The following is a 25,761-nucleotide window of genomic DNA, read 5'->3' on the forward strand; positions in this document are numbered from 1 at the left end:
CTTGCCCAGTCGCATCAAAGGCGCGGCATGCCGCCGGGCATCATCCCACCAAGGCCGCGCATCATTTTTGCCATGCCGCCCTTGGCCGAGAATTTTTTCATCATTTTCTGCATCTGCTTGTGCTGCTTGATCAAGCGGCCCACGTCCTGGACCTGCGTACCTGAACCCAGGGCGATACGGCGCTTGCGCGAACCGCTGAGCAGGTCCGGGTCGCGGCGCTCGGCTGGGGTCATGGAATTGATGATCGCTTCCATCTGCTTGAACTGTTTTTCAGCCGCGCCTTGGGCATTGCCCATTTGGGAGAGGTTCACGCCGCCGATGTTGGGCAGTTTTTCCATCAGGCTGCCCAGGCCGCCCATGGTTTTCATTTGCTGCAGCTGGTCGCGGAAGTCTTCGAGATCGAAGCCTTTACCCTTCTTGATTTTCTTGGCGAGCTTCTCGGCCTTGTCCTTGTCCAGGTTCTGCTCGGCCTGCTCGATCAGGCTGAGCACGTCCCCCATGCCCAGGATGCGCGACGCGATACGGTCCGGGTGGAAAGGCTCCAGGGCTTCTGTCTTCTCGCCCATGCCGATGAACTTGATGGGCTTGCCGGTTATTGAACGCACGGACAGCGCAGCACCGCCACGGGCATCGCCGTCCACCTTGGTGAGCACCACGCCGGTCAGCGGCAGCGCATCACCAAACGCCTTGGCCGTATTGGCCGCGTCCTGGCCCGTCATGGCATCGACCACGAACAGGGTTTCAACGGGCTTGACCGCGGCGTGCAACGCCTGGATCTCGGTCATCATGTCGGCATCGATGTGCAAACGGCCGGCGGTGTCGAGGATGACCACGTCGATAAACTTGAGCTTGGCCTCGCGGATGGCGGCTTCGGCGATGGCAACAGGCTTCTGGCTGATGTCGGACGGGAAGAAGGTCACGCCCACTTCACCGGCCAGGGTTTCCAACTGCTTGATGGCGGCCGGGCGGTACACGTCCGCCGACACCACCATCACCGACTTTTTCTTGCGCTCTTTCAGAAAGCGGGCCAGCTTGGCGGCGGTGGTGGTTTTACCCGCGCCCTGCAGGCCGGCCATCAACACCACGGCCGGCGGTGCTACATTGAGCACCAGGTCTTCGTTGGCAGCCCCCATGACCGATTCCAGCTCGGCCTGCACGATCTTCACAAACGCCTGGCCCGGTGTGAGGCTGCGCGATACTTCGGTACCGACCGCCCGTTCCTTGATGGCGTTGACGAAGTCCTTCACCACCGGTAGGGCAACGTCGGCTTCGAGCAAGGCCATGCGCACTTCGCGCAAAGTGTCCTTGATGTTGTCCTCGGTCAGCTTCGCCTTGCCGGTAACATGGCGAAGCGTCTGGGAAAGACGGTCGGAAAGATTTTCAAACATGGGGGCGATCCTTTACAGGCTTCGTCGAACCGAAGTGGCATGCGGCCTGCCGATGTGCTCTGGCCACGGGCAAGGGAAGACCGGCGATTATAGCGGGAAGTTGCCTGGCCTGACACAGGGGCTGTCGGCAGTCTTTATCCGGGCCAACGTTCTATGCCACACTCGCGCCTTTAATGGCCGCTCGTCAGGACCTATGCTCCCCTTGCCCTCTAGTCTGCTTCCCAGCCTCGCCTCAGCCTTGATCTACGCAGCGGTCACGGCCTACCAAGGCACCCGGCTTGCACGCGGGGCCAAATCCAGCAAGCGCCTGCTGTGCGGCGCCGGTGTCGTGGCCGTATTGCTGCAGGCGCTGGCCGTGTCGTCACAGATGCTGACCCCTGGCGGGCTCAACCTGGACTTCATCACCGCCGCCAGCCTGATCGCCGTGGCCGTGATCGCCCTCACCCTGCTGGCCTGTGCTTCGCTGCCCGTGGAAAACCTGCTGGTGCTGCTGTTCCCATTGGGTGTCGTTACGGTGCTGGTGGCACAGTTCGTGCCACCGGGCACCGTGCCGCGCATCGATGACGAGCCTGGCATCCTGTCCCATATCCTGCTGTCCATCCTGGCTTATGGGGTGTTCACGATTGCGGCGTTCCAGGCGCTGCTGCTGCTGGCCCAGGATCATCAGCTCAAGCACAAGCACCCGTCAGGCCCTATCCGCGCATTCCCGCCGCTGCAAACCATGGAAAGCCTGCTATTCGGCTTCCTCTGGGCTGGGTGGGTACTGCTGTCGCTGTCACTGATCTCGGGGTGGCTGTTCCTGGAGAACATGTTCGCTCAGCATCTGGTGCATAAAACACTGCTCTCCTGCCTGGCGTGGATCGTGTTCAGTGTGCTGCTATGGGGCCGCACGCGCCTGGGCTGGCGTGGGCACGTGGCCATTCGCTGGACCCTGTCAGGCTTTGTGCTGCTGATGCTGGCTTATTTCGGCAGCAAGCTGGTCCGTGAATACATCCTTCATATCTGAGCGCCCGCTATGACGCCCCTGACTGTTGCACCTGCCGCTGGCGGCATTGCCTTGGCGCTGCTGTGGTCTGCCGGCCTTGGCACCTATGAACAGGCCCGACGCCTTCGGCTGGGGCGCGGCCAACGTGCGTCGGACCGTGAGCGGCTTAGCCTGGCGCTGGCGCGCCTTATGTTTCAGGTGATTGTCATCAGCCTGGCGGTGGTGCTGGGGCACCACTGGCGACCTGATACAGGCGCTGCCTACGGTGCCATACTGGCCTGGCTGGCCATTACCTTGCTGACCGGCACCTTGCCAAGGCTGCTTGTGCAGCGCTACCCGAATCGCTTCAACGCGCCCGGGCCTTTGCTATGGCTTCCCGTGCGCGCCATGGCCCCCCTGGCGACCCTGCAACAGGCCATGGTGGGCCCACTCTCCACACCCCGGCCTCATTCGCCGCCTTCCGAAAGCATGGACCAACGCCATGCTGACGCTTCGCAAAGCCCTGAATCAGGGGGCCGTGCAGCCCGGCAAACCATTGCTGCCAGCATCATGGGGCTGGACCAGATGACCGTGAATGACATTCTGGTACCTCGCCATGAAGTGGACGGCCTGGACCTGAACGACCCGCTGGAGCAGATCATCGACCAGTTGATGGTGAGCCGTCATACACGCCTGCCTGTGTTTCGGGGCGATATCAATCAAGTAGACAAGGTGGTCAATACCCGCCAGATCAGCCACCTTCTGCCCTCTCGCAGCCTGACTGAACAGGACCTCCTCGGGGCCTGCTACGAAGCGTATTTCGTGCCTGAAGGCACGCCCTTGAACATCCAGTTGCTGAATTTCCATAAACAGCAACGCCGCCTGGGTATGGTGGTAGACGAATACGGCGAGGTCATGGGCCTGGTTACGCTGGAGGACATCCTCGAAGAAATCGTAGGCGAGTTCGAGAACGAGCAGGCCGCTAGCCACCCCCATGTCTTCCCTCAGGCCGATGGCCGTTACATCCTGGACGGCGCTGCCAGCTTGCGGGACCTGAACAAGGTGCTGGGCTGGCATTTACCTAGCGACGGCCCAAAAACGTTGAACGGGCTGGTGACCGAGGCACTGGAGTCCATTCCCGAGCGTGCGGTGTGCCTGAAGGTAGGGCGCTACCGCCTGGAGATCCTGGAAACCGAAGAAAACCGTGTCAAACGCCTCTTAGCTTGGCAGCACGTACCACCGGCTACACCCTAGCACAATCATCAAAGGCTTCATTCCTTACGCACTTTTTACGCGCACAGCCGCTCTACTACGCTGTTTTTAGGCGCAGGGCGATACAGTGGCCACGTGTCTTCAGCACGTAGGTGCGCTATGAAACTTCCACTTGTCAGTACGTTATCTTCAATAGCCTTCACCCGCCCGGCCTTTGCCGACGCCAATAGCAAACACCCTGATGCGGCAGCTTCGGCAGGCCCGGCCGGTTGGCATCAGCGTGAACAGCACCAGCAACAGAATCACGACTTGCGCAGGGCATTAGCCAGCCAGGCACCGGACATGCAGCACATAGCCGACCTGCTTGCAGCGGGCGCGGACCCTGCAGCCACCTCTTCGAAACGAGGGGACACGGCAGCGCATGCACTGGCCCGGGCACCGGGCGTTTCCAGCAAACAGGCGGCTGCCTTGCTCGCACAATTGTCGGCCCATGGCCTGACCAACCTGCGTGCCAGCAATGCCAAGGGGAATACGCCGTTGCATCTGGCACTTGAGGGCCAGAGCGAAGTGGCGAGCGCGCTATTGGCCCAAGGTGGCTACTCGACCAAGCGTAACCTTCAGGGCGAGTCCGTCAGTGATATAGCCAAAGCCAAGGTGGTGGATGCCCGCACCACGGCGCTGTTCAGCTATAAGGCCGCGCAGCTCAAAGAGGCAAACCCTACTGAGCCGGTGCTCCAGGCCTACCAGTTGGCCAAGCGGCTGGAAGGTGCTGTGAAGCAGGCGAGTGTCAAAGAAAACACTAGGCCACGTGTTCGCTTTGCCGAGCCGCCTTCGTTAGGCGCTGCCGCTCGGGTAGTCGAACTGGAGCAGCAACTGGCTCAGGCGCAGCAAGTGATTCAGGGCCTGCAGGCAGACATTGCTCAGCTGCAGCGCTACGCGCCCGGCCCATCGCGTTAAGCACGCACGGTGTCTCTCGGCGTCTTCGGCTATTCTGGCTGTCGTTCTGCACGGTATTAAAACAATACGCCAGCGCCGCCCTGTTGCGTTTGGCCACAGACTGCCGAGATGCCCATGACTGCTACCACCCTTGCTGCCGATGACGCTACCACGGGGCAACCTGTCAATTCCCTTGCCCGGGTTGCTACCGCCAGCTTTATTGGCACCGCCATCGAATTCTACGATTTTTATGTGTACGCCACGGCCGCCGCATTGGTGATAGGGCCGGTGTTCTTTCCACAGAGTTCGGGCACCGCGCAGATGCTCGCCGCGTTCCTTACGTTCGGTATTGCCTTCTTGGCGCGGCCGCTGGGTTCGGCCTTGTTCGGCCACTTCGGGGACCGCGTAGGCCGAAAAGCCACGCTCGTGGCGTCCCTACTGTTGATGGGCGTATGCACAACCCTGATTGGCGTACTCCCCGGCCATGACCAGATCGGCCTGTGGGCCCCGGCGTTGCTGTGCCTGCTACGGTTTGGTCAAGGCTTGGGCCTTGGGGGAGAATGGGGCGGCGCGGCATTGCTGGCCACGGAAAATGCGCCCAAGGGAAAACGCGGCTGGTTTGGGATGTTCCCCCAGCTTGGCCCTTCGATTGGTTTTCTGGCGGCAAACGGACTGTTCCTTGCCTTGGCAGTGGGCTTGGACGATGAGCAGTTCAGGGCGTGGGGCTGGCGTTTACCCTTCCTGCTCAGTGCGGTACTGGTGGTGGTGGGCCTGTACGTTCGCCTCAAGCTGGCTGAAACACCGGTGTTCGCTGCGGCCCTGGCACGCCACCAGACCGCTCGGGTGCCAGTGATCGAGGTCTTCACCCACCATTGGCGCCCTACCCTGCTGGGCGCTGCGGCCATGGTGGTGTGCTACGCCCTGTTCTACATCTCTACAGTGTTCTCGCTCAGCTATGGCGTAAAAACCCTGGGCTATAGCCGGCAGGGTTTTCTGGCCATGCTGTGTTTCGCTGTGCTGTTCATGGCCGTGGCAACGCCTGTTTCGGCATGGCTCAGCGACCGCTATGGGCGCAAGCCGGTGTTATTGGTTAGCGGCGTGCTGGCACTGCTGTCAGGTTTTGCGATGGAGCCTTTGCTCACACAGGGCTCGACCACTGCGGTGGTGATCTTCCTAAGTATCGAGCTGTTGCTGATGGGGGCCACCTTTGCGCCCATGGGTGCCTTGCTGCCTGAGCTGTTTCCAACGCGAGTACGTTACACCGGAGCCTCGGCAGCCTATAACCTGGGCGGCATCGTGGGCGCCTCGGCAGCGCCCTTTTTTGCACAGAAGCTGGTGGAAATGGGCGGCCTGGGTTGGGTAGGCGGTTATGTGTCCATCGCTGCGCTGATCAGCCTGCTGGCCGTGGCCTGCCTGAAGGAGACACGGGACACGGCGCTTTGACCGGTAGGCGGCGCCTGGGGGCTTTACCCTGTGGGAGTAGGCGCCAGCCTGCGAAAGGGTTCGAAGGCCGCGCCGGGCTGGCCTATAACTCGACCTTCACCGCCTGAGCAGCGCGAGTGGCCTTGGCGCGGGCGGCCTCGATGGATTCATCGCGGGCCAGGGCCACGCCCATACGGCGCTGGCCGTTCACTTCCGGCTTGCCGAACAGGCGCAAGGCCGTGTCCGGCTCACTGAGTGCGGCGCCCAGGTTGGCGAAGGCTGTTTGCTGCGAAGTGCCTTCCACCAGCACCACTGCCGATGCCGACGGGCCGAACTGGCGTACCACAGGCACTGGCAGGCCCAGAATGGCACGCGCATGCAAGGCAAACTGGGACAGGTCTTGGGAAATAAGCGTTACCAGCCCAGTGTCATGGGGGCGTGGGGACACTTCGCTGAACCACACCTGATCGCCTTTGACGAACAGCTCTACCCCGAACATGCCCCGCCCACCCAAGGCTTCAGTGACGGCGCGGGCCACCTCACGTGAGGCTTCCAAGGCTTTCTCGCTCATGGCCTGGGGCTGCCAGGACTCCTGGTAGTCGCCCTTTTCCTGGCGATGCCCTACCGGCTCGCAGAAGGTGGTGCCGTTGCCATGACGAACCGTCAGCAACGTGATTTCATAATCGAAGTCAATGAACCCTTCGACGATGACGCGGCCTTTGCCGGCGCGCCCGCCTTCCTGGGCATAGTCCCATGCCCCCTGCACATCGGCGTCGCTGCGCAACAGGCTCTGCCCCTTGCCCGAAGAACTCATCACCGGCTTGACCACGCAGGGGAAGCCCAGCACCTGCACCGCTTCACGGTAGTCCTCAACGGTGTCGGCGAAACGGTAAGGCGAGGTGGGCAAGCCCAACTCTTCGGCCGCCAGGCGGCGAATGCCCTCCCGGTTCATGGTCAGCTGCGCAGCACGGGCGGTAGGAATAACCGTGAAACCTTCGTTTTCCAGTGCCACAAGGGTAGCCGTGGCAATGGCTTCAATCTCGGGCACGATGTAATGGGGCTTTTCCAGCTCGATCACTGCGCGCAGGGCGTCACCATCGAGCATGTTCACCACATGGCTGCGGTGCGCGACCTGCATGGCCGGCGCATTGGGGTAACGGTCCACGGCAATGACCTCCACGCCCAGGCGTTGCAGCTCGATCACCACTTCCTTGCCCAGTTCGCCAGAGCCACAGAGCAGCACGCGGGTAGCCGTGGTCGACAGGGGGGTACCGATACGGGTCATGGGGAGGTCCTCAAGGTGAACGAGTCGAGGGCCGCCGGGTGCGTACCCCATAAAGGCGCGCATTCTACATCAGGCGTTGGCCGCTTACAGCAATACGCCCTGCTGCCGCGTACGCTCATGGGCCTGTGCGATGACCTGCCGGCGCTCCTCATTGCTCATTCGCCCCCAACGCGTGATCTCATCACCCGTGCGCTGGCAGCCGATGCATAGATCGTGCTCGTCCATGGCACAGACGCTTACGCAAGGGGAACGCACTGGGCGTTCGGCAGGGTGATCGTTCACAGTACTGCTCCCGCAGGCTGGTCAGGTTTCGCTGAACGGCCCAACGGGCCTGTCCATGCAAATATTGGCGTCATACAGCACATTGACCAGTTCCACGATCATGATGGCCGTAAGGCCCCATATCTTGTAGCGGTCGAAACGGTAGCTGGGGACGTACCAGCTTCGGCCTTGGTAATCGATGCGGTGCGTGTGCTCGCGCGGGTCCTGCCGGAAAAAGGCCAACGGCACCGAGAACACTGCGGCAATTTCCGCGTCGTTGGGGCGGTACTCCACATAATCGGGAATAAGCCCCACATAGGGCGTTACCTTCAATCCGTGGCGAGATACCAATGGGCTTAGAGGCCCTACGATTTCCACCATGCCCGGGGGCAGCCCGATTTCCTCCTCGGCCTCGCGCAGGGCGGTGAAGATCAGGTCCGGGTCCTCTGGGTCTCTGCGACCACCTGGAAAGGCCACTTCGCCGCCATGGGTCGATAACCCTGTGGCACGAAGGGTGAGTACCATTTCCGGGTTGTCACCACGTGTAATGGGCACTAGCACAGCGGCTTCCGGAAAGCGTGCATCGGTTTCCAACGCAAGCGGAACATGATTGCCAATACGGCGCAGCAACTCCTCAAGCATGGATTTCCCCGAAACATGGCCCGGCCTCCATCATGCAACAAACAGGCGTATTGCCCAACCTCTAAAAACGACCTTTTGCGGCGCACCTTCGGCCACCGACGCAAGCCCGTCTCAAAGCCTGCAGCTTTGTCGGCGCAGGCTTCTCCCACACGATAGCCGTGCCTTAGAATACGCCCTCGACCCTCCTGGAGCTGAAGCCACCGATGCGTGTGCTGTTCGCGTTGTTATGCCTGGCGTTCGCAAGCGTGGCCAATGCCGCCTTCACCCAGACCCTCATCACCCGCCCGCTGGTGCCGCCGGCGGCGAGCCCGCTCGTGCCTTCGGCACGCGTGGATAAGCTGCTGGTGATCAAATCCGCACGTCAGTTGCAACTGATCAGCCAGGGGGTGCCGGTCAAGACCTACAGGGTTTCCTTGGGCAAGCAACCCCAGGGGCCCAAGGAGCGCGAGGGTGACAAGCGCACGCCTGAAGGCCTGTATTGGGTAGACTGGCGCAAGGTAAGTGACCGCTACAACCTGGCCCTGCACCTGTCCTATCCTAATACCCGGGATGCCGCCAAGGCCCAGGAGGCCGGCGTGCCGCCAGGCGGCATGATCATGATCCACGGCACGCCTGCCAGCGAGGATTACCCGGAGTGGTATTTCCAGTCCCTGGACTGGACCGACGGCTGCATTGCCTTGAAAAACGATGACATGCGTGAAGTCTGGAACCTGGTGAAAGACGGCACGTTGATCGAGATCCGCCCCTAAATCCGGACGCAACAGCTCCTAGGACCATTCCCACAACAGCTTAGGCCCCCTCCCTCCCCCCTGCCAGACCTGCCCTAACGCGCCGTCACATCCTAGAGCGGTAGGGTAAAAGCCATTCGTTCGAGTGGTTTTCCTCCATGCGCCATAGTCCATGCATCTATTTGAGTATCATTCTCATTTGGACCCTTTACACTCCAAGTCTACAGGCCGACGAGCCTGTTCCTGCGCCGCTGGAAGCCCATCGGTTTCTGGAAGAGGCCCAGCAGCGGCGCGAGGCCATTGAACAGGCTGAGCGCGCACGGCAGCTTCAACGTGGTACACCCCAGGCGCCGCACTCGGGCAGCCGGCCAATACCGCCTGAGGAACACCCGGATGCCCCCTGCTGGTACCTGACCGGCGTGCAGCTGCATGGCAACCGAATAATCAACGATCAACGCCTTCGTACTGCCATGCAGCCTGTGCTGAAGCCCTGTATGAGCCCAGGCCAGATAAACCGCTTACTGGCGACCATTACAAAGGTGTACGCGGACGCAGGTTACGTTGCCAGCCGCCCAGTGGTGCTGAGCCCGCCCAGAGACCATCAACCCCTTTCGTTGGCTATCGAAGAGGGCTTTGTAGAAGCGATCGAGCTGGTCGACCAGGACCTCCCCATCAGCCTGGCCAGTGCGTTCCCCGGCATGATCGGCAAGCCTTTGTATTTGCGAGACCTTGAAAGCGGGCTGGACCAGCTCAACCGGCTACGTTCAGTAGACCTTACCGCCGACATCGCGCCAGGCGCCTTGCCAGGAGGCTCGCGCATTCTGCTGCGTACCCTTGCACGCCTGCCACGCTGGCAGGTATCAACCATGTGGGACAACGGCGGCAGCCTTGGCACGGGGCGCCACAGAACCACCCTCGGCGCCAGCGTGGACAGCCCTCTGGAGCGTAATGACGCACTCAGCCTTTACGGCACATTGAGCCATAAGGCGGGCCCGGCTGGGAGTGAAACCCTGGGGCTGTACTACAGCCTTCCCTACGGGCGCTGGACCCTGGCCCTGGCGGCCAACCACTTCCAGTTCCGCAGTACAGATAAAGGCCTGTTCGGCCTCTTGCATACCCGCGGCACCACGCGCCAGGTCAGCTACTCCCTTGAGCGTACCCTGTGGCGAGACCAGCATCGCCTATTCAGCGCCAGCCTTCGCCTGGATGACAAGCGGCAGGAGACCCGGTTCCAGAACCTGCGCCTGCCCTACCAAAGCCCTCATTACCAAGCGCTGGAAGCTGGCTTTCACGGCTTATGGGCAGGCCAGGCGACCTGGACGACCTTCATAGGGTACTCACAGGGCCTGGGCGGTTGGCGAAGTGACAGCCACCTCACCTACAAAGCCCCCAATGCCCGTTCCGCACGTTACGGAAAATGGCGCGCCAGTGTGAGCCGTACCGCTGGCTACAGCATGGGCGGGTTGCACTGGGTGGTTAACAGCAGTTGGCAAGGCCAATACAGCCCAAACGCTCTGCCTACTTTGGAAGGCTTTGTACTGGGTGACGCCTCTCAGATTCGAGGTTTTGCTCACCAGGGCGTCGAGACCGGCAGCGGCCTGGCCTGGCGCAACGCACTGTATTTACCCATCGCCCTAGGGGCAGGGCTAAGCCTCACACCCACGTTGGGCCTGGATGCAGGATGGGCCGATGGCCGTGGCCGAGATGCCCGCGTGTTCAACCCTGCGCCTGTGCGAGGCGACCAGTTGATCGGTGCCACCCTGGGCCTTTCCCTTGACCACCCCCACGCCACCCTGGCCGCCGACTACCAGCGCGGCCTGTACCGGCGCAATGGCCCCCTTGCACCGGGGTACTGGCGGCTTGCCCTGCAATTGAAGCTTTGATCCCTCCACCCCCAAAGAAACCCCTGATGAAAAAAACCAAAGGCTCTCCGCTGTTCCACCTTCGCCCCGATCCCCTTCGCTGGTCCATCGCAGGCGCCTTGATGATGCAACCGCTGCTGGCGCTGGGTGAGGGCATCACACCTGTGCAAGGCCCTAACGGCAGTGCGCAGGTGCACCTGCAGAACGGCATCCCGGTGATAAATATCACAGCGCCCGGCCCCAATGGCCTGTCCCACAACCCCTTCAACGACTACAACGTTCCTGTGCAAGGCCTGGTGCTGAACAACGCTCTCACGCCAGGCGACTCTCGGCTGGCTGGCGCGCTTGGGAGCAACCCCCAGCTGCAGGGGCAAGCCGCCAGCGTGATTCTCAACCAGGTAGTGGGCGCGCTGCCGTCCACGGTGCTGGGCACGCAGGAAGTCTTCGGCCAGGCGGCGGACTATGTACTGGCCAACCCCAACGGCATCCATGTTCAAGGGGTTGGCTTTATCAACACGCCCCGGGCCGTGTTTCTGGTCGGCACCCCAGAAGTCACGGACGGGCGCCTTACGGGCCTGAACACCTTCTCAGCCCCCGGCGACCTTCATATCAGTGGGCGCGGCCTGACGGCTGAAGGCGCTGTAGACCTGATCGCCCCGCGTATCAACAGCGAAGGCCAGCTGGAAACCACTGGCGCCCTCACCGCCATTGCCGGGCGCAACCGCGTGGCCGCCGATGGCTTGCATATACTTGAAACCCGGCAGCGCCCTGACGAACCCGCAGGCATCGACCTTAACGTGCTGGGCGCAATGAAGGCAGGCCGGATTCGCATGGTGAGCACGCGGGAAGGCGCCGGCATCCGCCTTGCTGGCCCCAGCGTGCTCGGTACACAAGGCGTGCATGTGGTCTCCGCTGGCGATGTGAACGTAGGCCGGGAGGGTAAGGGCCAAACCCTTGTGGCGTCTACCCAAGGTGAACTGGCCTTCGATGCCGGGCAGGACATTACTCTGACCGGCAGCCGCCTGGCTGGCCGTACGATACGTGCCAAGGCCAGCCGTGACCTCACCCTGGACGCTGCCACCGAAGAGCAGGTGAAGCGCCAGCGGGAGCACTGGAAAAAGAAAACCTGGTTCGTGACCACCGAAACCTATAGCAACAACACCGAAGAACACCGCACCCTGCTTGAAGGCAACACCCTCACAGCTGTAACAGACATGACGCTTGAGGCAGGGCGCAATGTGACCCTGCGCGCCAGTGACCTGCAGGCAGACAATGTGCTGGCGATCAACGCCGGAAACCAGGTGCTGATTGAGGGTGGTATCGAAACCACCACCCGCACCTCGGAAACCCACCACCGCAAACACCTTTGGAGGGGCGACAAAACCGAAAGCAGCCTGGAGGAAAAAGCCCGGCCTTCGACATTGAGTGCAGGCACTGTGACCATCAGCGCAGGCGACAAGGCAACCGTGCGGGGCAGCGATATCACTAGCCGGGGTGACCTCAACATCATGGCGGGTAGTATCGAAGTAGGCAGCCAGGCTGTGAAACGCACGACCAACCGCGACGACTACCGGGGTGACTTGATCGGCGGCTGGGCGTTTGGTGAAAACGGTGACCGGGAAGAAACCGGTACGCGCCAAAGGGGCAGCCACCTCAAGGCTGAGGGCAAGGCAAGGCTGATTTCCGATGACGTATTGATTCAGGGCAGCGCGGTGTATGGCAAGGCGGGCACTGAAACCATTGGTAAAAAGGGGCCGGTCATCATCGAAAGCGTGGCGGATGTAACCCACGTGAAGGAACGGCGTCATGATTCCAAGTTGGCAGGCCTGGTAGGCGACAAGACGTCCAGTGTTCGGAACCGGGAACAGGTGGTGCGCGCCGCCGTCACCACCGATGGTGACCACTTCGCTACCAGCGCCACGGACATCACGGTAATCGGCTCGGACGTGACGGCTGGCGGTGCCAACGTGAACAAAGCCAAAGGCAACGTGAATGTGCTGCCGGCCAAAGCCACACGCAACGAAACGTCCACCCATGATGTGGCCGGGTTCTATGCCAGCGCCGGGGAAACCCGCAAAACCGAGGATGGTAAGGCAGGCTCCAAACAGTATGAAGCAGCCATCGGGCACGAAACCCTATCCAAACGAACGGCCCTGGATGAAGCCAGGGTAGTGGGTAGCTCGTTGACCGGCCGTACCGTCCAACTGGACGGAGAAACGGTCACCATCGACAGCTCCAAGGTTACGTCCAGGGAAGGCAATGTGGACGTGAATGCAAAAAACCTCAACGTGGTGTCGCAACTCGATACGGTTAAGGAAACGTCCAGCGAAATCCGCCGCGCCTTTGGCGAGCAGGTCACAGGTGGCATAGAGCGTGTGGGCTCCGGCCACGTGTACGAGCAGGAAATATCAGCGCGCAGCGAAGAAAAAGCCACCTTGGCCCAGGCCGAGGTAACGTCTGCCGCAGACATCAATTTCAATGTGGATGGGCGCATTCACTACAAAGGTGCTTCGGTCAAAGCCGGTGGCCAAGTAAATGAGAACGCCCGCGAAGTTACGCGCGAGGCGGTGCATGAGGTCGACGACACCCAGATCACCCGCGAACAGTATGCGTTTAAACCCTCGGTAAGCGTGGAGGTAGAAGATGTGACCAAACCGCTGATGAATCTGTTCACGGGTAAGGACCCTGCCAAATTCCAGCAGCCCGGCCTGGAGGATTCCATGGTACCGCCCTCCCTGGGCATTGACCTGGAAGCCACCTACCTTAATCGTGAGCAAGGCAAACGGGAGGAAACGCCCGTTGTTACCGCTGTGAAGGGCAAGCAGGTAGATACCCAGGTGGCTGGGCTATTAAAAGATGAAGGCACCCAGTATGTGGCCACGGAAGGGCCGGTTAACCTCACCGCAGGTAGCCACGAGGCACCGGCTGCCATTGCCAAGACTATTGAAACCTTGAACAGGACGGACGCCAAGGCCGCTGTTCGCGTCGACACCATCACCGGCAGCGACGTTAATGTGAGCGCCAGTGGCGACGCTAGCCGCCAGAAAATACTGGCCGAAAACAGTGTGGCTATACCTGCGTCCTTTGATGGCAAACGTGGCGTGAATGTGCAACTGGGCACCGATGGGCGCTATGAAGGCACCGTTATCAAAGCGGGCGAAGGTGAGTTTACCGCTGAGGCAGGTAACGACTTTATCCTGAAGCAGGCTAAGAACACCCAATACACCAAGGAAGACAACCAGGACGGTTATTCCCTGATCAAAGGGGGTACCGCACCAGCAGGTAAATCAGCCCTGTTGATGGTGGGTGCCAACGGTAAAACCCTGGAAACCACCGACACCCAAGGCATAGGTGGCAGCATCCAAACCGGCAAAGGCCGGATAACTGCCGGCGGCACCGCTCTGCTTCAGGGCGTAAGCATCAACCAAGGCAGCCAGCCTACGGAAACATTTGATATCAACACGGGCGGCAAAGCCGAGCTCCTGGCCACAGTGGATACCCATGAAGCCCATGGGCAGGTACTGGGCGGTGCCCTCCAACTGGGCATCAACCGCAACCCCACGGCAGGCGTTGAACGCTTGGGCGGGTCGGTCGGCGGGCATGTGGACATGGGCACTGTGAACGAGCAGTCCGAAACCCGCACAGGCGCGAAACTCTCGGTCAACCACCTGAATATCAACGCCAAGGCGCACGAAGACGTGGCCATTCACTTGGAAGGCACGCAACTGGCCGGTGAAACCCTCAAGCTCGATGCCGTCAATGGCGGCGCACTGCTTGACGCTGCCCGTAGCCAGGAACACAAAGACAACCTTCGGCTGACGGCCGGTGCCGGCATTGGCGGCAGCAGCGGGCTGAAGAAAGAGGACGACGCCTCCGCACTGTACGGGCGTGTGAAGGTTGGCTTGGACAAGGTGGACAACACCACCTACACCCCCCTGGATATTCGCCAGAAGGCCATCGACCTGAACGCTGCCATGAACGTCGAGCTCAAGGGCGCTGTGGTATCAGCAGGCACGGTCACAGGCAACGTGGGCGGCGGCCTGATCGTGAGCAGCGCACAGGACAGCGTGTCGGCTACACAGGTAAACCTGGATGCGCGCCTGGGCAAGGAGAAAAACCCCCAAGGCTTGCTTAACGGCCTCAAATCGCTAACAGGCCCTTTCGCCGATAAAGCCACCGAGAAAGTAGGCAAGCAGGTGCAAGCTATGGACCTGGCTGTAACGCCTACCCTGTTGGTGGACGTGGTAACCGAGCAGCGCACCACCGCCGCCAAGGTCGCTTCACTGAGTGGCCAGCAAGGGATCAACCTGAACGTGGGCGGTGACACCTTGCTCAATGGGGCGAAGCTCAAGTCTTCCCAGGGCCAGGTTGCGCTCGGTGGAAGCGAGGTGAAACTCAACGACCTGAGCGGCCGGGACTACCGCGCCGACGTGAGCATCAATGCCTCCAATGGGCCGGCGGAATTGATAGGGAGTGTGATCAACGAATTCACCGCCAACCGCAGCGAACAGGCCAAGGCGGACGAGCATGGCAATACAGGCCTGGTTCGTACCGGTGGGCACGACAGGTCGCAAGCCATCAAGGCGGGGGTAGAGGCGCGCCAGTAACGGATAGAAGTGTTCGCAGGCTGTGCCCACTTGGCTTTCTGTAGGAGCGGGCGCAGCCCGCGAACGGCTTCGGCACTATTTACAGATCATGCAGGCGCCAAAGGTCGTATGCCGGCGTTTCGTAGGGGTGGCTTTGCTTGAGCGCGGCAATGACAGCTTCAACGCACTCGTCCACTACCACCAGCTCCACCCGCCACTCCGTGACGGTCTCCAACGCTCCAATGGTGCCTATGAACGGTGTGCTACCGTTCATAGGCCGGAACTGGCCCTGGCCCAGCACCTGCCAGCTGCAATGCTCATAGCCGCCTACCTTGCCGCCACCGGCCGCAAAGACAGCTGCCTTCACGTGCTCTACATGGCTGGGTGGCACGAAAAAACACAGCTTGTACATCGTGCCCCCTGCCCCGCAGTCAGTTCACCCACACTCGTGCATTACGGAACATGCGCATCCAGCCGCCGTCTTCGCTCCACTCATCGGCGTACCAAGAGTTCTGCACGGCGCGGAAGACCCGCTCCGGGTGCGGCATCATGATGGTTACACGGCCGTCGCGGCTGGTGAGGCCGGTAATCCCGCGGGGCGAACCGTTAGGGTTGGCCGGGTAGGTTTCCGTAACCTTGCCGTGGTTGTCCACAAAGCGCAGTGCAATGCAGCCCGAGGTGTCCGCTTCGATCAAGGCCTGCTCATTGGCAAACTCCGCATGGCCTTCACCATGGGCAATGGCGATTGGCATACGCGAACCGGCCATGCCCTGCAGGAAGATGGAGTTGCTTTCCTGCACCTGCACCAGGGCCACGCGGGCTTCGAACTGTTCGGAGCGGTTGCGCACGAAATGCGGCCAGCTTTCGCTGCCAGGGATCAGCTCGTGCAGGTTGGACATCATCTGGCAACCGTTGCACACGCCCAGGGCAAAGCTGTCGGTGCGCTCGAAGAACTGCTGGAAGCCTTCCCGTGCGCGGCTGTTGAACAGCGCCGACTTGGCCCAGCCCTCGCCCGCCCCCAGCACATCGCCATAGGAGAACCCGCCGCAGGCCACCAGGCCCTTGAAGTCGTTCAGGTCTACACGGCCAGCCAGAATGTCGCTCATGTGCACGTCCAGGGCGGTGAAGCCGGCACGGTCGAAGGCGGCAGCCATCTCGACCTGGCCGTTCACACCCTGCTCGCGCAGCACAGCCACCTTGGGTCGCACGCCCGTCTTGATGTACGGCGCACTGATGTTTTCATTCACGTCGAATGACAGCTTGGCGTGCAGCCCTGGGTTGTCTTCTTCAAGCAACGCGTCGAATTCCTGGTCGGCACAGGTGGCGTTATCCCGCAACCGCTGAATGCGGTAGCTGGTTTCTGCCCACTGGCGTTGCAACAGGCGGCGCTCGCCTTCGAACAAAGTGGTGTCGCCCAAGCGAATGGACACATGGCCGTTGTTGATCGGTTTGCCGATCACCACCACGCAGTCGGCAAGGCCGGCCGCGCTAAACTGGGTAAGAATGGCAGGCGTAGCGTCGTGACGTACCTGAATCACGGCGCCCAGCTCTTCGTTGAACAGCACGGCTGCCGCTTCTTCAGGGCCATGGGCCAGGGTGTCCAGGCGCAGGTCCAGGCCGCAATGGCCGGCGAAGGCCATTTCCAGCGCCGTTACCAGCAGGCCACCGTCCGAACGGTCGTGGTAGGCCAGCAGGTGGCCGTCCGCGTTCAAGCCCTGGATCACGGCGAAGAATGCCTTCAGGTCCTCGGCATCGTCCACGTCTGGTGCCGTCCGCCCCAGTTGGCTGTGCACCTGGGCGAGGATGGAAGCACCCATGCGGTTCTTGCCACGGCCCAGGTCGATCAGGATGAGGTCTGTTTCGCCCTTGTCCATGCGCAACTGGGGCGTGAGGGTTTTACGGATATCGGTGACCGGCGCAAAGCCGCTGACGATCAGGGACATTGGCGAGGTGACAGCCTTGTCCGCGCCTTCATCCTGCCAGCGGGTTTGCATGGACATGGAGTCCTTGCCTACAGGAATGGTGATGCCCAGGGCCGGGCACAGCTCCATGCCCACGGCCTTCACCGTGTCGTACAGGCGCGCGTCTTCGCCAGGGTGGCCGGCTGCGGCCATCCAGTTGGCGGAAAGCTTCACGTCCGACAGTTTGCCAATGGCCGAGGCCGCCAGGTTGGTAAGGGTTTCACCAATGGCCATGCGCCCGGAAGCGGGGGCGTCCAGCAAGGCCAGCGGAGTGCGCTCGCCCAAGGCCATGGCTTCACCGGTGTGTACATCGAAGCTGGTGGCAGTCACGGCACAGTCTGCCACAGGCACCTGCCACGGGCCGACCATCTGGTCCCGGGCTACCAGGCCTGTGATGGTACGGTCGCCAATGGTGATCAGGAAGCTCTTGCTGGCCACCGCCGGGTGGCGCAGCACGCGGCTGATGGCGTCGGCCAGGTTCAGCGTGGCCGGGTCGAAATCGTCGCCTTGCTCGGCTTCGCGTGCGACCGCCCGGTGCATGCGGGGCGCCTTGCCCAGCAGTACTTCCAGCGGCATGTCCACGGGGCTGTTGCCAAAGTGGCTGTCGGTGACGGTGAGCTGCGGCTCGGCAGTCGCCTCGCCTACCACCGCGAACGGGCAACGCTCACGCTCGCAAATGGCCTGGAAGCGGGGGAAATCTTCCGCAGGCACGGCCATCACGTAGCGTTCCTGGGATTCGTTGCTCCAGATTTCATGCGGGGCCATGCCCGGCTCGTCGTTGGGCACGCTGCGCAGTTCGAAGCGGCCACCACGGCCCCCGTCGTTCACCAGCTCAGGGAAGGCGTTGGACAAGCCGCCCGCACCCACGTCGTGGATGAAGCAGATGGGGTTGGCATCGCCCAGCTGCCAGCAGCGGTCGATCACTTCCTGGCAACGGCGCTCCATTTCAGGGTTTTCACGCTGTACGGAGGCGAAGTCCAGGTCTGCCGAGCTGGCGCCTGTGGCCATGGACGAGGCTGCGCCGCCGCCCAGGCCGATCAGCATGGCCGGGCCGCCCAACACGATCAGCTTGGCCCCTACGGGAATCTCGCCCTTCTGCACGTGCTCGGCGCGGATGTTGCCCAGGCCGCCAGCCAGCATGATGGGCTTGTGGTAGCCGCGGACTTCCTCGCCACGGGGGCTGTTCACTGCCTGTTCGAACGTACGGAAATAGCCGGTAAGCGCCGGGCGCCCGAACTCATTGTTGAACGCCGCGCCGCCCAGCGGGCCTTCGATCATGATGTCCAGTGGCGTAACAATGCGCTCAGGCTTGCCATAGGCTTTTTCCCATGGCTGCTCAAAGCCAGGGATATTGAGGTTGGACACGGTGAAACCGGTCAGGCCCGCCTTGGGTTTGGCGCCTCGGCCAGTGGCACCTTCGTCGCGGATTTCGCCACCTGAACCGGTGGAAGCGCCTGGGAACGGTGCAATGGCCGTAGGGTGGTTATGGGTTTCCACCTTCATGAGGATATGCACAGGCTCACGCACGGCGGCGTATTCACGTGTGTCCGGGTTGGGGAAGAACCGGCCGGCCTCGTTGCCCACGATCACGGCAGCGTTGTCTTTGTAGGCCGACAGCACCCCTTCGCCATGCATCTGGTAGGTGTTCTTGATCATGCCGAACAGGCTTTTTTCCTGGGCCTGGCCGTCGATGTCCCAACTGGCGTTGAAGATTTTGTGACGGCAGTGCTCGGAGTTCGCCTGGGCGAACATCATCAGTTCGATGTCGTTGGGGTTACGCTTGAGGCCCTGGAAACTGGTGACCAGGTAGTCGATTTCGTCATCGGCCAACGCCAGGCCCAAGCTCAGGTTGGCTGCTTCCAAGGCCGCACGGCCGCCGCCCAGCACGTCTACAGAGGTCATGGGTTGAGGTTCGGCATGGCGGAACATGGCCGAAGCGTCTTCCAAGCGATCCAGTACACGCTGGGTCATGCGGTCATGCAACACGGCGGCCACGTCGGCGGCCTGCGCATCGCTCAGTTCGCCCTGCACATAATAGGCAATGCCGCGCTCCAGGCGCTCCACGGTACCCAGCCCACAGTTGTGGGCAATGTCGCTGGCCTTGCTCGACCACGGCGAGATGGTGCCGAACCGTGGCACCACCAGGAACAGACGCCCAGCGGGTTCCTGCACCGGAACGCTTGGGCCGTACTTGAGCAAGCGCGCCAGCACCTGCAGCTGTTCATCGTTGAGGTCTGCCTTGAGTTCGGCAAAATGGGCGAACTCGGCGTAAAGACCGGTGACAGCGGGGACCTTCTGACTCACTTGCTCCAGTAATTTACCGTGGCGGAAGGCAGAAAGGGCAGGAGCGCCGCGCAGGATCAACATCGTGGGGACAGCCTCGAGAGGGTGTAGAGGGGTCGCGCATTCTAGCCTAAAGCGGCGCGGCAGGCACCCGTCTCGGCGCAGCGGCAGGCAGACGGTCGCCCTCCTGGGCATAGCCCTGGCGCCCTAGCAGAACGCTGTTACGCTGTCGAGATATGGTGGCGCAAGCGCTTTGCGTATACTGCACCCATGTTTGCCTCCAGTGTTCCCCACGTGCGCCATGCGCTGTGGTTCCTTGCAACCTGTCTTCTCCTGATGCTCAGCGGCTGTGTGGAAAAACCCAGCACACTGGAGCGAGTCAAGGAGGACGGCGTGTTGCGCGTGATTACCCGCAACAGCCCGGCCACGTATTTCCAGGACCGCAACGGCGAAACCGGCTTCGAATACGAGCTGGTCAAGCGCTTTGCCGACGACCTGGGGGTGAAGCTGGAGATCCAGACCGCCGACAACCTGGACGACCTTTTCGACCGCCTGGGCAAACCGGACGGGCCGGTGCTGGCCGCCGCCGGCCTGGTCAGCAGCAGCGCCCGCCAGCAAACCGCCCGCTTCTCGCACCCCTACCTTGAAGTCACGCCGCAGGTCATCTACCGCAACGGCCAGCCCCGCCCCTCCGAAGCCAAGGACCTGGTCGGCAAAAAGATAACCGTGCTCAAGGGCAGCACTCATGCCGAGCAACTGGCCGAACTGAAGCGCCAGAACCCCGGCATCGAATACGAAGAGTCCGACGCGGTGGAAGTGGTAGACCTGTTGCGCATGGTCGACGAGGGGCAGATCGATTACACCTTGGTGGACTCCAACGAGGTGGCCATGAACCAGGTGTATTTCCCCAATGTTCGGGTAGCCTTCGACCTGGGCGAAACGCGGGATCAGCGCTGGGCCGTGGCCATGGGCAATGACAATAGCCTGCTGCACGAGATCGACACCTTCCTGGACAAAGTGCGCCGTAACGGGACCCTGCAGCGGCTCAAAGATCGTTACTACGGCCATGTGGACGTGTTGGGGTATGTAGGTGCCTATACCTTCGCCCAGCACTTGCAGGAGCGGCTCCCGCGCTTTGAAAAACACTTCCAGGCCGCCGCCAAGCAGCAGCGGGTGGACTGGCGCCTGATGGCTGCCATCGGTTATCAGGAGTCCATGTGGCAATCGTCTGTCACGTCCAAGACCGGGGTGCGTGGCCTGATGATGCTCACCCAGAACACGGCCCAGGCCATGGGCGTAACCAACCGGCTGGACGCCCGGCAGAGCATCTACGGCGGCTCCAAGTATTTCGCCCTTATCAAGGATGGGCTCGATGACAGCATTCAGGAGCCAGACCGCACCTGGTTTGCCCTGGCTGCCTATAACATCGGCACTGCTCACCTGGACGACGCACGCAAGCTGGCCGTGGACGAAGGGCTGGACCCGAACAAGTGGCTGGATGTGAAGAAAATGCTGCCAAGGCTGTCCCAGAAAAAATGGTACAGCAAAACCCGCTACGGCTATGCCCGCGGTGGCGAACCGGTACACTTCGTTGCCAACATCCGCCGTTACTACGACATCCTCACCTGGGTGACCCAACCTCAGCCCGAGGGTGGGCAAGTGGCAGATAACAACTTGCATGTCCCCGGTGTGGACAAGACCAAGCCCCAACAGCCCCCACAACAAGGCCAACAGCAAACGCCGCCGTTGTAGCGAAGGCGAGTGACGATGAGAAGCGAGGGGGGGTTGCTACTGCGCGTGCAGTGGCCCCACCTCTGAAACGAAGCGTAAACATGGAGGCAAGGTTGCGGTATGAATGGCTATGAGCACCTGGAGCAAGAGGGCGCTGTACAGGTAGAGCACCGGTTGTCCTGGCTGGCGTACGTGCGCGTAGTGTTTACCTTCCTGCTCATGGTGGCCATCTCCGTGGGTATTGGCTGGTGGGCCTTGAACGAAGCCCTTACTGACCGGGCGTTTCAGGCAGGCATCGTGGCAAGCGGCGTCGTGCTGCTGAGTGCTTTGGCGTTGTTCGTGTATAAGGTGCTGTACCTCAAGAGCATCTACCTGTACACCGATGCGTCTGGCGTGTGGATACACAGCGGGATTCTGCCTTGGAGCAAAGGCACCCGTGGTGTGAAGTGGCGTGATATCGAAGACGCCGTGTATTACCCCGGGTTTGTCAGCTGGCTGTTTCGTTCCTATACCGTGCGCATCGGGCACCGCTTTACCAAAACCAGCGAGATATTTGTGTACAACCTGGCCCACGGCAACAAGGTAGTGGAGCAGATCAATGCGCTGCACCAGAGCAACCTGGCAACGGAACCCCAGGGCGCGCTGTAAGCGGGAGCTGGTGGTGTACCGCTTTATCCGGCCATGTCACACCCCATGAAGTGTAGCCCCACCCTAGCGCTTCCGCGCCCCCAAGCACGAGGGAACTCATCGCCAACGAGGGCCACTCATGGGGACACAGAGGGGGTTCGTGATGCACGTAAATCAGCCCAAACATATAGACCACAGTAACTTCTTATCCGCAGCCAGCAAACTATCCGCACCCGGCAAAGTTTCGGTCAAGTTCTCAATCCCGAAATCGCCGTTCAAAATCAATGGGGATTCGCTGGGGTGGGTGGAAGGGGTCATCTCGAAACTGAGTGCTTCCTTTGGCAAGCGCTTGATGGACAGTATTCAAAGCAACAGCCTGTTCAAGGTGGCTGGTGCAGGGCCCAACACCTTCGGCATGCACCCTTTTACCGAAAACGGGCAAGACTTTCACCCTCAACTCAATTTCGTGCAAGACCACAATCAGGACCTAAACCTCGCCAGTGTCAATGTAAAGATCAACAACGGCCCTTATCAGCAATGGGGAGCTGCGCCAGACGCAGCACACCTAGCTCCGCCTCCTCAGGCCCAGCCCAGCGCACCTCGGCCCACCCTGCCCCAACGTCCGCCTGTGGGTATAGGGCTAACCAGCGTTGGGTTAGGGCTCGGTAACCATCAGGCATTTAAAAATGCACGCCCAGCCCGTGAAGTGTATGAGGCCAGGCACAGTTCAAATTCAAACGCCCAACACCTTGCTGACAGTATCAATAACATGCGCCAGCAGCAGGAAGAACTTCAGAATGCCGCAGCGTTTATTGCTGAAGAAAAAGATAAAGATTTCAAGCCTCCCTTGAGCCGTGAAGCTTACGAGGCCAAGCTCAATGCTAAACTTTAGGCCATGAACCGCTTAGTGGGTGGTCAACTTAAATACCGTATCGCATTTTCAAAAAAAATCGACACGCGCCGGCCATTCACTAGAAGAGCAAGGCGATTAGAGCATTTTAGTGGCCTTAAAGGCCCTATTTAGGCGGAAAAACCATGGGCCGACCATGTTTTATGATAGCTATGAGGGCCGAGCATGAAGCTGAATGGATTAGTTGGTAAGTTGCTCGACTTCCGGGACACACCTCCCAAAGACGGAGTTCTGGTGTCACGGCCTTTCCCGGCAGGGCAACCTGCCCAATCTAGCGAATTAGCGAACACCTATGCTTTTCTAGACGTACCTTTTTTCCATCAACAACACATCAATCTGTGCGGAGACGCCAGTGTAAACATGCTACTTGCGTACCATAATAGCCAAACAAATGACTTGAGCAAGAACCCTCGGGGCGTGCTTACCGGTCTCACCTCAGACGGAATCAAGGACCAGTTGAAAGAGAAGGGTATAACCCCAATTTCTTTGGGGCTGCCAAAGAGGTTGAACGCTAAAGGTAAACGCGGCTGGGAAATCGAAGATCTTTGTAAGAAGCTGAATCGGCATGGTCCGTTTGTATGCTCAGGACGCTTGCAGGGTGACGTTGTCAATCACTGTATTGTATTGGTCGGCGCATCGGACAACACGATTGTATACCACGACCCATGGTGCGGGGCCCGCCGTACGAAAACGCTTGAACAATTCAATACTTTCTTAAACTGGGATGACCCTGATGCAATGATTTTCGGAGCAAAGATAACGGCGCCCTCCCCTCGCCATTCGTTGCAACAACGAAACTGGGGCTGAAGCAGGCGGTTTCAAGGTTTGAATGTAAAGCCTGCCTGTTGAGGCAGGGATACGCGGTGGCAATACCTGGCCACCCTAGAGTCGTCAATCGCATGGCTGTGCTGGGGACCGAATAGGGTCATGGCCGAAATCTATGTGCGCTGGCCCGTGGAGGGCCGTGCGGGCCCTTAGCCTTGCCGAGCCGCCCTTCGCTGCTTGAAGAACTCACTCAGCGCCGCGCCACATGCCTCAGCCATCACCCCGCCTTCCAGCAGCACCCGGTGGTTGAGAAACGGCTGGGTAAAGAACTGGCCTTGGCTTTGGGCGATGCCGGCCTTGGGCTCCAAGGCGCCAAACACCACCCGCGCTATGCGAGCGTGAACAATTAGCCCGGCGCACATGCTGCAGGGCTCCAACGTGACATAGAGCGTGCTGCCGGGCAGCCGGTAGTTGTTCACGGCTTGGGCCGCTTCACGAATGGCCACCATCTCAGCATGGGCACTGGGGTCGTTGGTGGTGATCGGGCAATTGAAACCCCGGCCTATCACCTCACCGTTCTGAACGACTACGGCCCCCACAGGCACCTCGCCTCGTGCGGCACCTTGTGCAGCCAGTTCCAGGGCCATGTGCATGAAGTGCCGGTCCTGGCTGCGGTCGACAATCATGGGCTGGCGCATCACGCCACCTCAATGGCGGCCATCAGGCCGGTTTCCATGTGGTCGATCACATGGCAGTGGAACATCCAGGTGCCTGGGTTATCGGCCACCAGTGCCACCTGCGCACGTTCGTTGCGCCCCAGCAGGTAAGTGTCGGTGAAGTAGGGAATGACCTTGTGGCGGTTGGAAGCGATCACCTTGAAGCTCATGCCGTGCAGGTGCACCGGGTGCTGGTACTGGGTCATGTTCTTGAGCTCGAAAATGTAGCTCTTGCCCTTTTCAAGCCGTGCAATGGGCCGGTCTGCGCAGGTTTTATCGTTGATGTCCCACGCCACCCCGTTGATCTGCCACAGGCTGGGGGTGCCAGTGTCCCCCGCTTCAGCCGTGCTGCCCACCCATTCGAAATTGAAATTGAGTTTTTCGGCAGTGGCCAGGTGCGGTTCGGCAATGGGGTTGGCCGGGAGCGCAGGTGGCCACGGGGTGGCGTTACCCTCGGTGGCCACAGCACGCAACGTGCCCAGGCGCACCGGGCCGTCGCGCAGTGAAATCTCTTCGCCTGCCGCAGGCACTTTCAAGGCCAGGCACAGGCGCATGCCAGGGCCTAGCCAATAGTCTTTCCCCAAAGGCCGTGGTTCGATAGGGTTGCCATCCAGCGCATAAATACGCGCGTCACCTGCACCTTTGAGGTTCAGCCGGTAGGTGGCAGTGTTATCCAGGTTGAGTACGCGCAGCCTTACGATCTGGCCAGCAGGCAGGTCGAGGACAGGCGTTGGCGTGCCATTTATGGTCGACAGCCGGCCCAGGGTGCCATTACGCGCGGCTTCCCGAACGATGCTGAATGGCAGAAACGCACCCTCCTCGTCCACGTGCCAGTTCTTCAGGCATAGGGTGCGCTCGTGCATGAAACCCGTGGGTTCACGCTCCTCGACGATAAGCGGCCCTACCAGCCCACGCCCCAACTGCTCGCTGCTGGCCACGTGGGGGTGGTACCAGTAACTGCCTGCGTCGGGCACACGGAAGCGGTAATCAAAGGTTTCCCCCGGTAATACCGGTAGCTGCGACACATAGGGCACACCGTCCATGTTCAACGGCAGGCGAATGCCGTGCCAATGAATCGTGGTAGGTACTGGCAGGCGGTTCACGAAACGCACCCGCAGCCATTCACCCTGCCGTACCCGCAACTCGGTACCTGGCGCGGTGCCGCCAAAGGCCCAGGCCGTGGTGGTGTGGCCAGGTACCAGTTCCACGTCCAGTGGCGCGGCGATCAACTCGTAATCGTGCCCGCCTGGTGCCTCGTTTCGGCCTAGCCAGTACCGTGCGCCACCGCCAGCACCCAGCCCTACGACTGCCAGGCCGGAAAGGCCAGCAAGGATTTGGCGACGTGTGAAGGACATTGAGCTCAACCTCTGATACCGAGACGCGGCCCAGGCCGCGAAGGGGGCGGATACGATACACGGGTACTGCAAAAATTTTAAGTAACGGCGCATAAGGCGCTGCCGGGCTCTGTGATACCCCTGTACC

Annotated in this window: 19 protein-coding genes; 11 read left to right on the top strand and 8 right to left on the bottom strand. The window is 61.0% G+C overall.

The window, feature by feature from the left end; all coding sequences use genetic code 11:
• Positions 1-14: 14 nt before the first annotated feature.
• Positions 15-1,388 (bottom strand): signal recognition particle protein, encoded by a 1,374-nt coding sequence (gene ffh, locus HBH25_RS13305; RefSeq protein WP_168084399.1) that lies wholly within the window; start codon positions 1,386-1,388, stop codon positions 15-17.
• 193 nt (positions 1,389-1,581) lie between these two features.
• Between ffh and HBH25_RS13310 the strand changes: the two genes are divergently transcribed.
• From HBH25_RS13310 to HBH25_RS13325, 4 genes are all read left to right on the top strand, one after another.
• Positions 1,582-2,394 (top strand): cytochrome C assembly family protein, encoded by an 813-nt coding sequence (locus tag HBH25_RS13310; RefSeq protein WP_168084400.1) that lies wholly within the window; start codon positions 1,582-1,584, stop codon positions 2,392-2,394.
• Positions 2,395-2,403: 9 nt separating this feature from the next.
• Positions 2,404-3,606, top strand: a complete 1,203-nt coding sequence (locus HBH25_RS13315; protein ID WP_168084401.1) for a transporter associated domain-containing protein — start codon at positions 2,404-2,406, stop codon at positions 3,604-3,606.
• Between the two features lie 117 nt (positions 3,607-3,723).
• On the top strand, positions 3,724-4,521 hold the full coding sequence (locus HBH25_RS13320) for an ankyrin repeat domain-containing protein (protein ID WP_168084402.1): 798 nt from the start codon (positions 3,724-3,726) through the stop codon (positions 4,519-4,521).
• A gap of 114 nt (positions 4,522-4,635) precedes the next feature.
• Positions 4,636-5,943, top strand: coding sequence for an MFS transporter (locus HBH25_RS13325; RefSeq protein ID WP_168084403.1), 1,308 nt, complete (start codon positions 4,636-4,638; stop codon positions 5,941-5,943).
• An 82-nt stretch (positions 5,944-6,025) separates the two neighbouring features.
• Here the strand turns inward: HBH25_RS13325 and purT are convergent, their stop codons facing one another.
• The 3 genes from purT to HBH25_RS13340 all read right to left on the bottom strand — a co-directional run bounded on the left by purT (position 6,026) and on the right by HBH25_RS13340 (position 8,110).
• Positions 6,026-7,207 carry a formate-dependent phosphoribosylglycinamide formyltransferase gene (gene purT / locus HBH25_RS13330; protein WP_168084404.1) on the bottom strand — a complete coding sequence of 394 codons (1,182 nt, stop codon included), beginning with the start codon at positions 7,205-7,207 and terminating at the stop codon, positions 6,026-6,028.
• Between the two features lie 84 nt (positions 7,208-7,291).
• On the bottom strand, positions 7,292-7,489 hold the full coding sequence (locus HBH25_RS13335) for a DUF1289 domain-containing protein (RefSeq protein WP_168084405.1): 198 nt from the start codon (positions 7,487-7,489) through the stop codon (positions 7,292-7,294).
• Between the two features lie 21 nt (positions 7,490-7,510).
• A complete protein-coding gene (locus tag HBH25_RS13340) occupies positions 7,511-8,110 on the bottom strand; it encodes a CoA pyrophosphatase (RefSeq protein ID WP_168084406.1) in 600 nt (199 codons plus the stop codon).
• Between the two features lie 203 nt (positions 8,111-8,313).
• Between HBH25_RS13340 and HBH25_RS13345 the strand changes: the two genes are divergently transcribed.
• The 3 genes from HBH25_RS13345 (at position 8,314) to HBH25_RS13355 (ending at position 15,307) form a co-directional block, all read left to right on the top strand.
• Positions 8,314-8,859 (top strand): L,D-transpeptidase family protein, encoded by a 546-nt coding sequence (locus HBH25_RS13345; protein ID WP_168084407.1) that lies wholly within the window; start codon positions 8,314-8,316, stop codon positions 8,857-8,859.
• 137 nt (positions 8,860-8,996) lie between these two features.
• Positions 8,997-10,721: a ShlB/FhaC/HecB family hemolysin secretion/activation protein gene (locus HBH25_RS13350; protein ID WP_168084408.1), complete on the top strand. Its 1,725-nt coding sequence runs from the start codon at positions 8,997-8,999 to the stop codon at positions 10,719-10,721.
• Positions 10,722-10,747: 26 nt separating this feature from the next.
• Entirely contained in the window at positions 10,748-15,307 is a 4,560-nt protein-coding gene (locus tag HBH25_RS13355) for a hemagglutinin repeat-containing protein (protein ID WP_168084409.1), read from the top strand.
• A gap of 79 nt (positions 15,308-15,386) precedes the next feature.
• Here HBH25_RS13355 and HBH25_RS13360 read toward each other — a convergent pair whose 3' ends face one another.
• Both HBH25_RS13360 and purL read right to left on the bottom strand, forming a co-directional pair.
• Positions 15,387-15,698, bottom strand: coding sequence for a YqfO family protein (locus HBH25_RS13360; protein WP_168084410.1), 312 nt, complete (start codon positions 15,696-15,698; stop codon positions 15,387-15,389).
• A gap of 19 nt (positions 15,699-15,717) precedes the next feature.
• Positions 15,718-19,614: a phosphoribosylformylglycinamidine synthase gene (purL, locus tag HBH25_RS13365; protein ID WP_168084411.1), complete on the bottom strand. Its 3,897-nt coding sequence runs from the start codon at positions 19,612-19,614 to the stop codon at positions 15,718-15,720.
• A gap of 186 nt (positions 19,615-19,800) precedes the next feature.
• Here purL and mltF point away from each other — a divergent pair, with 186 nt between their 5' ends.
• The 4 genes from mltF to HBH25_RS13385 all read left to right on the top strand — a co-directional run bounded on the left by mltF (position 19,801) and on the right by HBH25_RS13385 (position 23,605).
• Complete coding sequence (mltF, locus tag HBH25_RS13370; RefSeq protein ID WP_178088959.1) at positions 19,801-21,282, top strand: membrane-bound lytic murein transglycosylase MltF; 1,482 nt, start codon at positions 19,801-19,803, stop codon at positions 21,280-21,282.
• Positions 21,283-21,381: 99 nt separating this feature from the next.
• Positions 21,382-21,909 carry a hypothetical protein gene (locus HBH25_RS13375; RefSeq protein ID WP_168084412.1) on the top strand — a complete coding sequence of 176 codons (528 nt, stop codon included), beginning with the start codon at positions 21,382-21,384 and terminating at the stop codon, positions 21,907-21,909.
• A 142-nt stretch (positions 21,910-22,051) separates the two neighbouring features.
• On the top strand, positions 22,052-22,780 hold the full coding sequence (locus HBH25_RS13380) for a hypothetical protein (RefSeq protein WP_168084413.1): 729 nt from the start codon (positions 22,052-22,054) through the stop codon (positions 22,778-22,780).
• A gap of 183 nt (positions 22,781-22,963) precedes the next feature.
• Positions 22,964-23,605, top strand: coding sequence for a papain-like cysteine protease family protein (locus tag HBH25_RS13385; RefSeq protein ID WP_168084414.1), 642 nt, complete (start codon positions 22,964-22,966; stop codon positions 23,603-23,605).
• A gap of 167 nt (positions 23,606-23,772) precedes the next feature.
• Here HBH25_RS13385 and tadA read toward each other — a convergent pair whose 3' ends face one another.
• Positions 23,773-24,261: a tRNA adenosine(34) deaminase TadA gene (gene tadA / locus HBH25_RS13390; RefSeq protein ID WP_168084415.1), complete on the bottom strand. Its 489-nt coding sequence runs from the start codon at positions 24,259-24,261 to the stop codon at positions 23,773-23,775.
• Entirely contained in the window at positions 24,261-25,634 is a 1,374-nt protein-coding gene (locus HBH25_RS13395; protein ID WP_168084416.1) for a multicopper oxidase family protein, read from the bottom strand. The genes tadA and HBH25_RS13395 overlap by 1 nt, the downstream gene beginning before the upstream one ends.
• Between the last annotated feature and the right edge of the window lie 127 nt (positions 25,635-25,761).

The organism is Pseudomonas quercus, assembly GCF_012033695.1.
Classification (GTDB): domain Bacteria; phylum Pseudomonadota; class Gammaproteobacteria; order Pseudomonadales; family Pseudomonadaceae; genus Aquipseudomonas; species Aquipseudomonas quercus.

Bases quoted from the DNA above. Each gene is read 5' to 3' on its own strand.
- ffh (WP_168084399.1), bottom strand. From the start codon at position 1,388: ATGTTTGAAAATCTTTCCGACCGTCTTTCCCAGACGCTTCGCCATGTT.
- HBH25_RS13310 (WP_168084400.1), top strand. From the start codon at position 1,582: ATGCTCCCCTTGCCCTCTAGTCTGCTTCCCAGCCTCGCCTCAGCCTTG.
- HBH25_RS13315 (WP_168084401.1), top strand. From the start codon at position 2,404: ATGACGCCCCTGACTGTTGCACCTGCCGCTGGCGGCATTGCCTTGGCG.
- HBH25_RS13320 (WP_168084402.1), top strand. From the start codon at position 3,724: ATGAAACTTCCACTTGTCAGTACGTTATCTTCAATAGCCTTCACCCGC.
- HBH25_RS13325 (WP_168084403.1), top strand. From the start codon at position 4,636: ATGACTGCTACCACCCTTGCTGCCGATGACGCTACCACGGGGCAACCT.
- purT (WP_168084404.1), bottom strand. From the start codon at position 7,207: ATGACCCGTATCGGTACCCCCCTGTCGACCACGGCTACCCGCGTGCTG.
- HBH25_RS13340 (WP_168084406.1), bottom strand. From the start codon at position 8,110: ATGCTTGAGGAGTTGCTGCGCCGTATTGGCAATCATGTTCCGCTTGCG.
- HBH25_RS13345 (WP_168084407.1), top strand. From the start codon at position 8,314: ATGCGTGTGCTGTTCGCGTTGTTATGCCTGGCGTTCGCAAGCGTGGCC.
- HBH25_RS13350 (WP_168084408.1), top strand. From the start codon at position 8,997: ATGCGCCATAGTCCATGCATCTATTTGAGTATCATTCTCATTTGGACC.
- HBH25_RS13355 (WP_168084409.1), top strand. From the start codon at position 10,748: ATGAAAAAAACCAAAGGCTCTCCGCTGTTCCACCTTCGCCCCGATCCC.
- HBH25_RS13360 (WP_168084410.1), bottom strand. From the start codon at position 15,698: ATGTACAAGCTGTGTTTTTTCGTGCCACCCAGCCATGTAGAGCACGTG.
- purL (WP_168084411.1), bottom strand. From the start codon at position 19,614: ATGTTGATCCTGCGCGGCGCTCCTGCCCTTTCTGCCTTCCGCCACGGT.
- mltF (WP_178088959.1), top strand. From the start codon at position 19,801: ATGTTTGCCTCCAGTGTTCCCCACGTGCGCCATGCGCTGTGGTTCCTT.
- HBH25_RS13375 (WP_168084412.1), top strand. From the start codon at position 21,382: ATGAATGGCTATGAGCACCTGGAGCAAGAGGGCGCTGTACAGGTAGAG.
- HBH25_RS13380 (WP_168084413.1), top strand. From the start codon at position 22,052: ATGCACGTAAATCAGCCCAAACATATAGACCACAGTAACTTCTTATCC.
- HBH25_RS13385 (WP_168084414.1), top strand. From the start codon at position 22,964: ATGAAGCTGAATGGATTAGTTGGTAAGTTGCTCGACTTCCGGGACACA.
- tadA (WP_168084415.1), bottom strand. From the start codon at position 24,261: ATGCGCCAGCCCATGATTGTCGACCGCAGCCAGGACCGGCACTTCATG.
- HBH25_RS13395 (WP_168084416.1), bottom strand. From the start codon at position 25,634: ATGTCCTTCACACGTCGCCAAATCCTTGCTGGCCTTTCCGGCCTGGCA.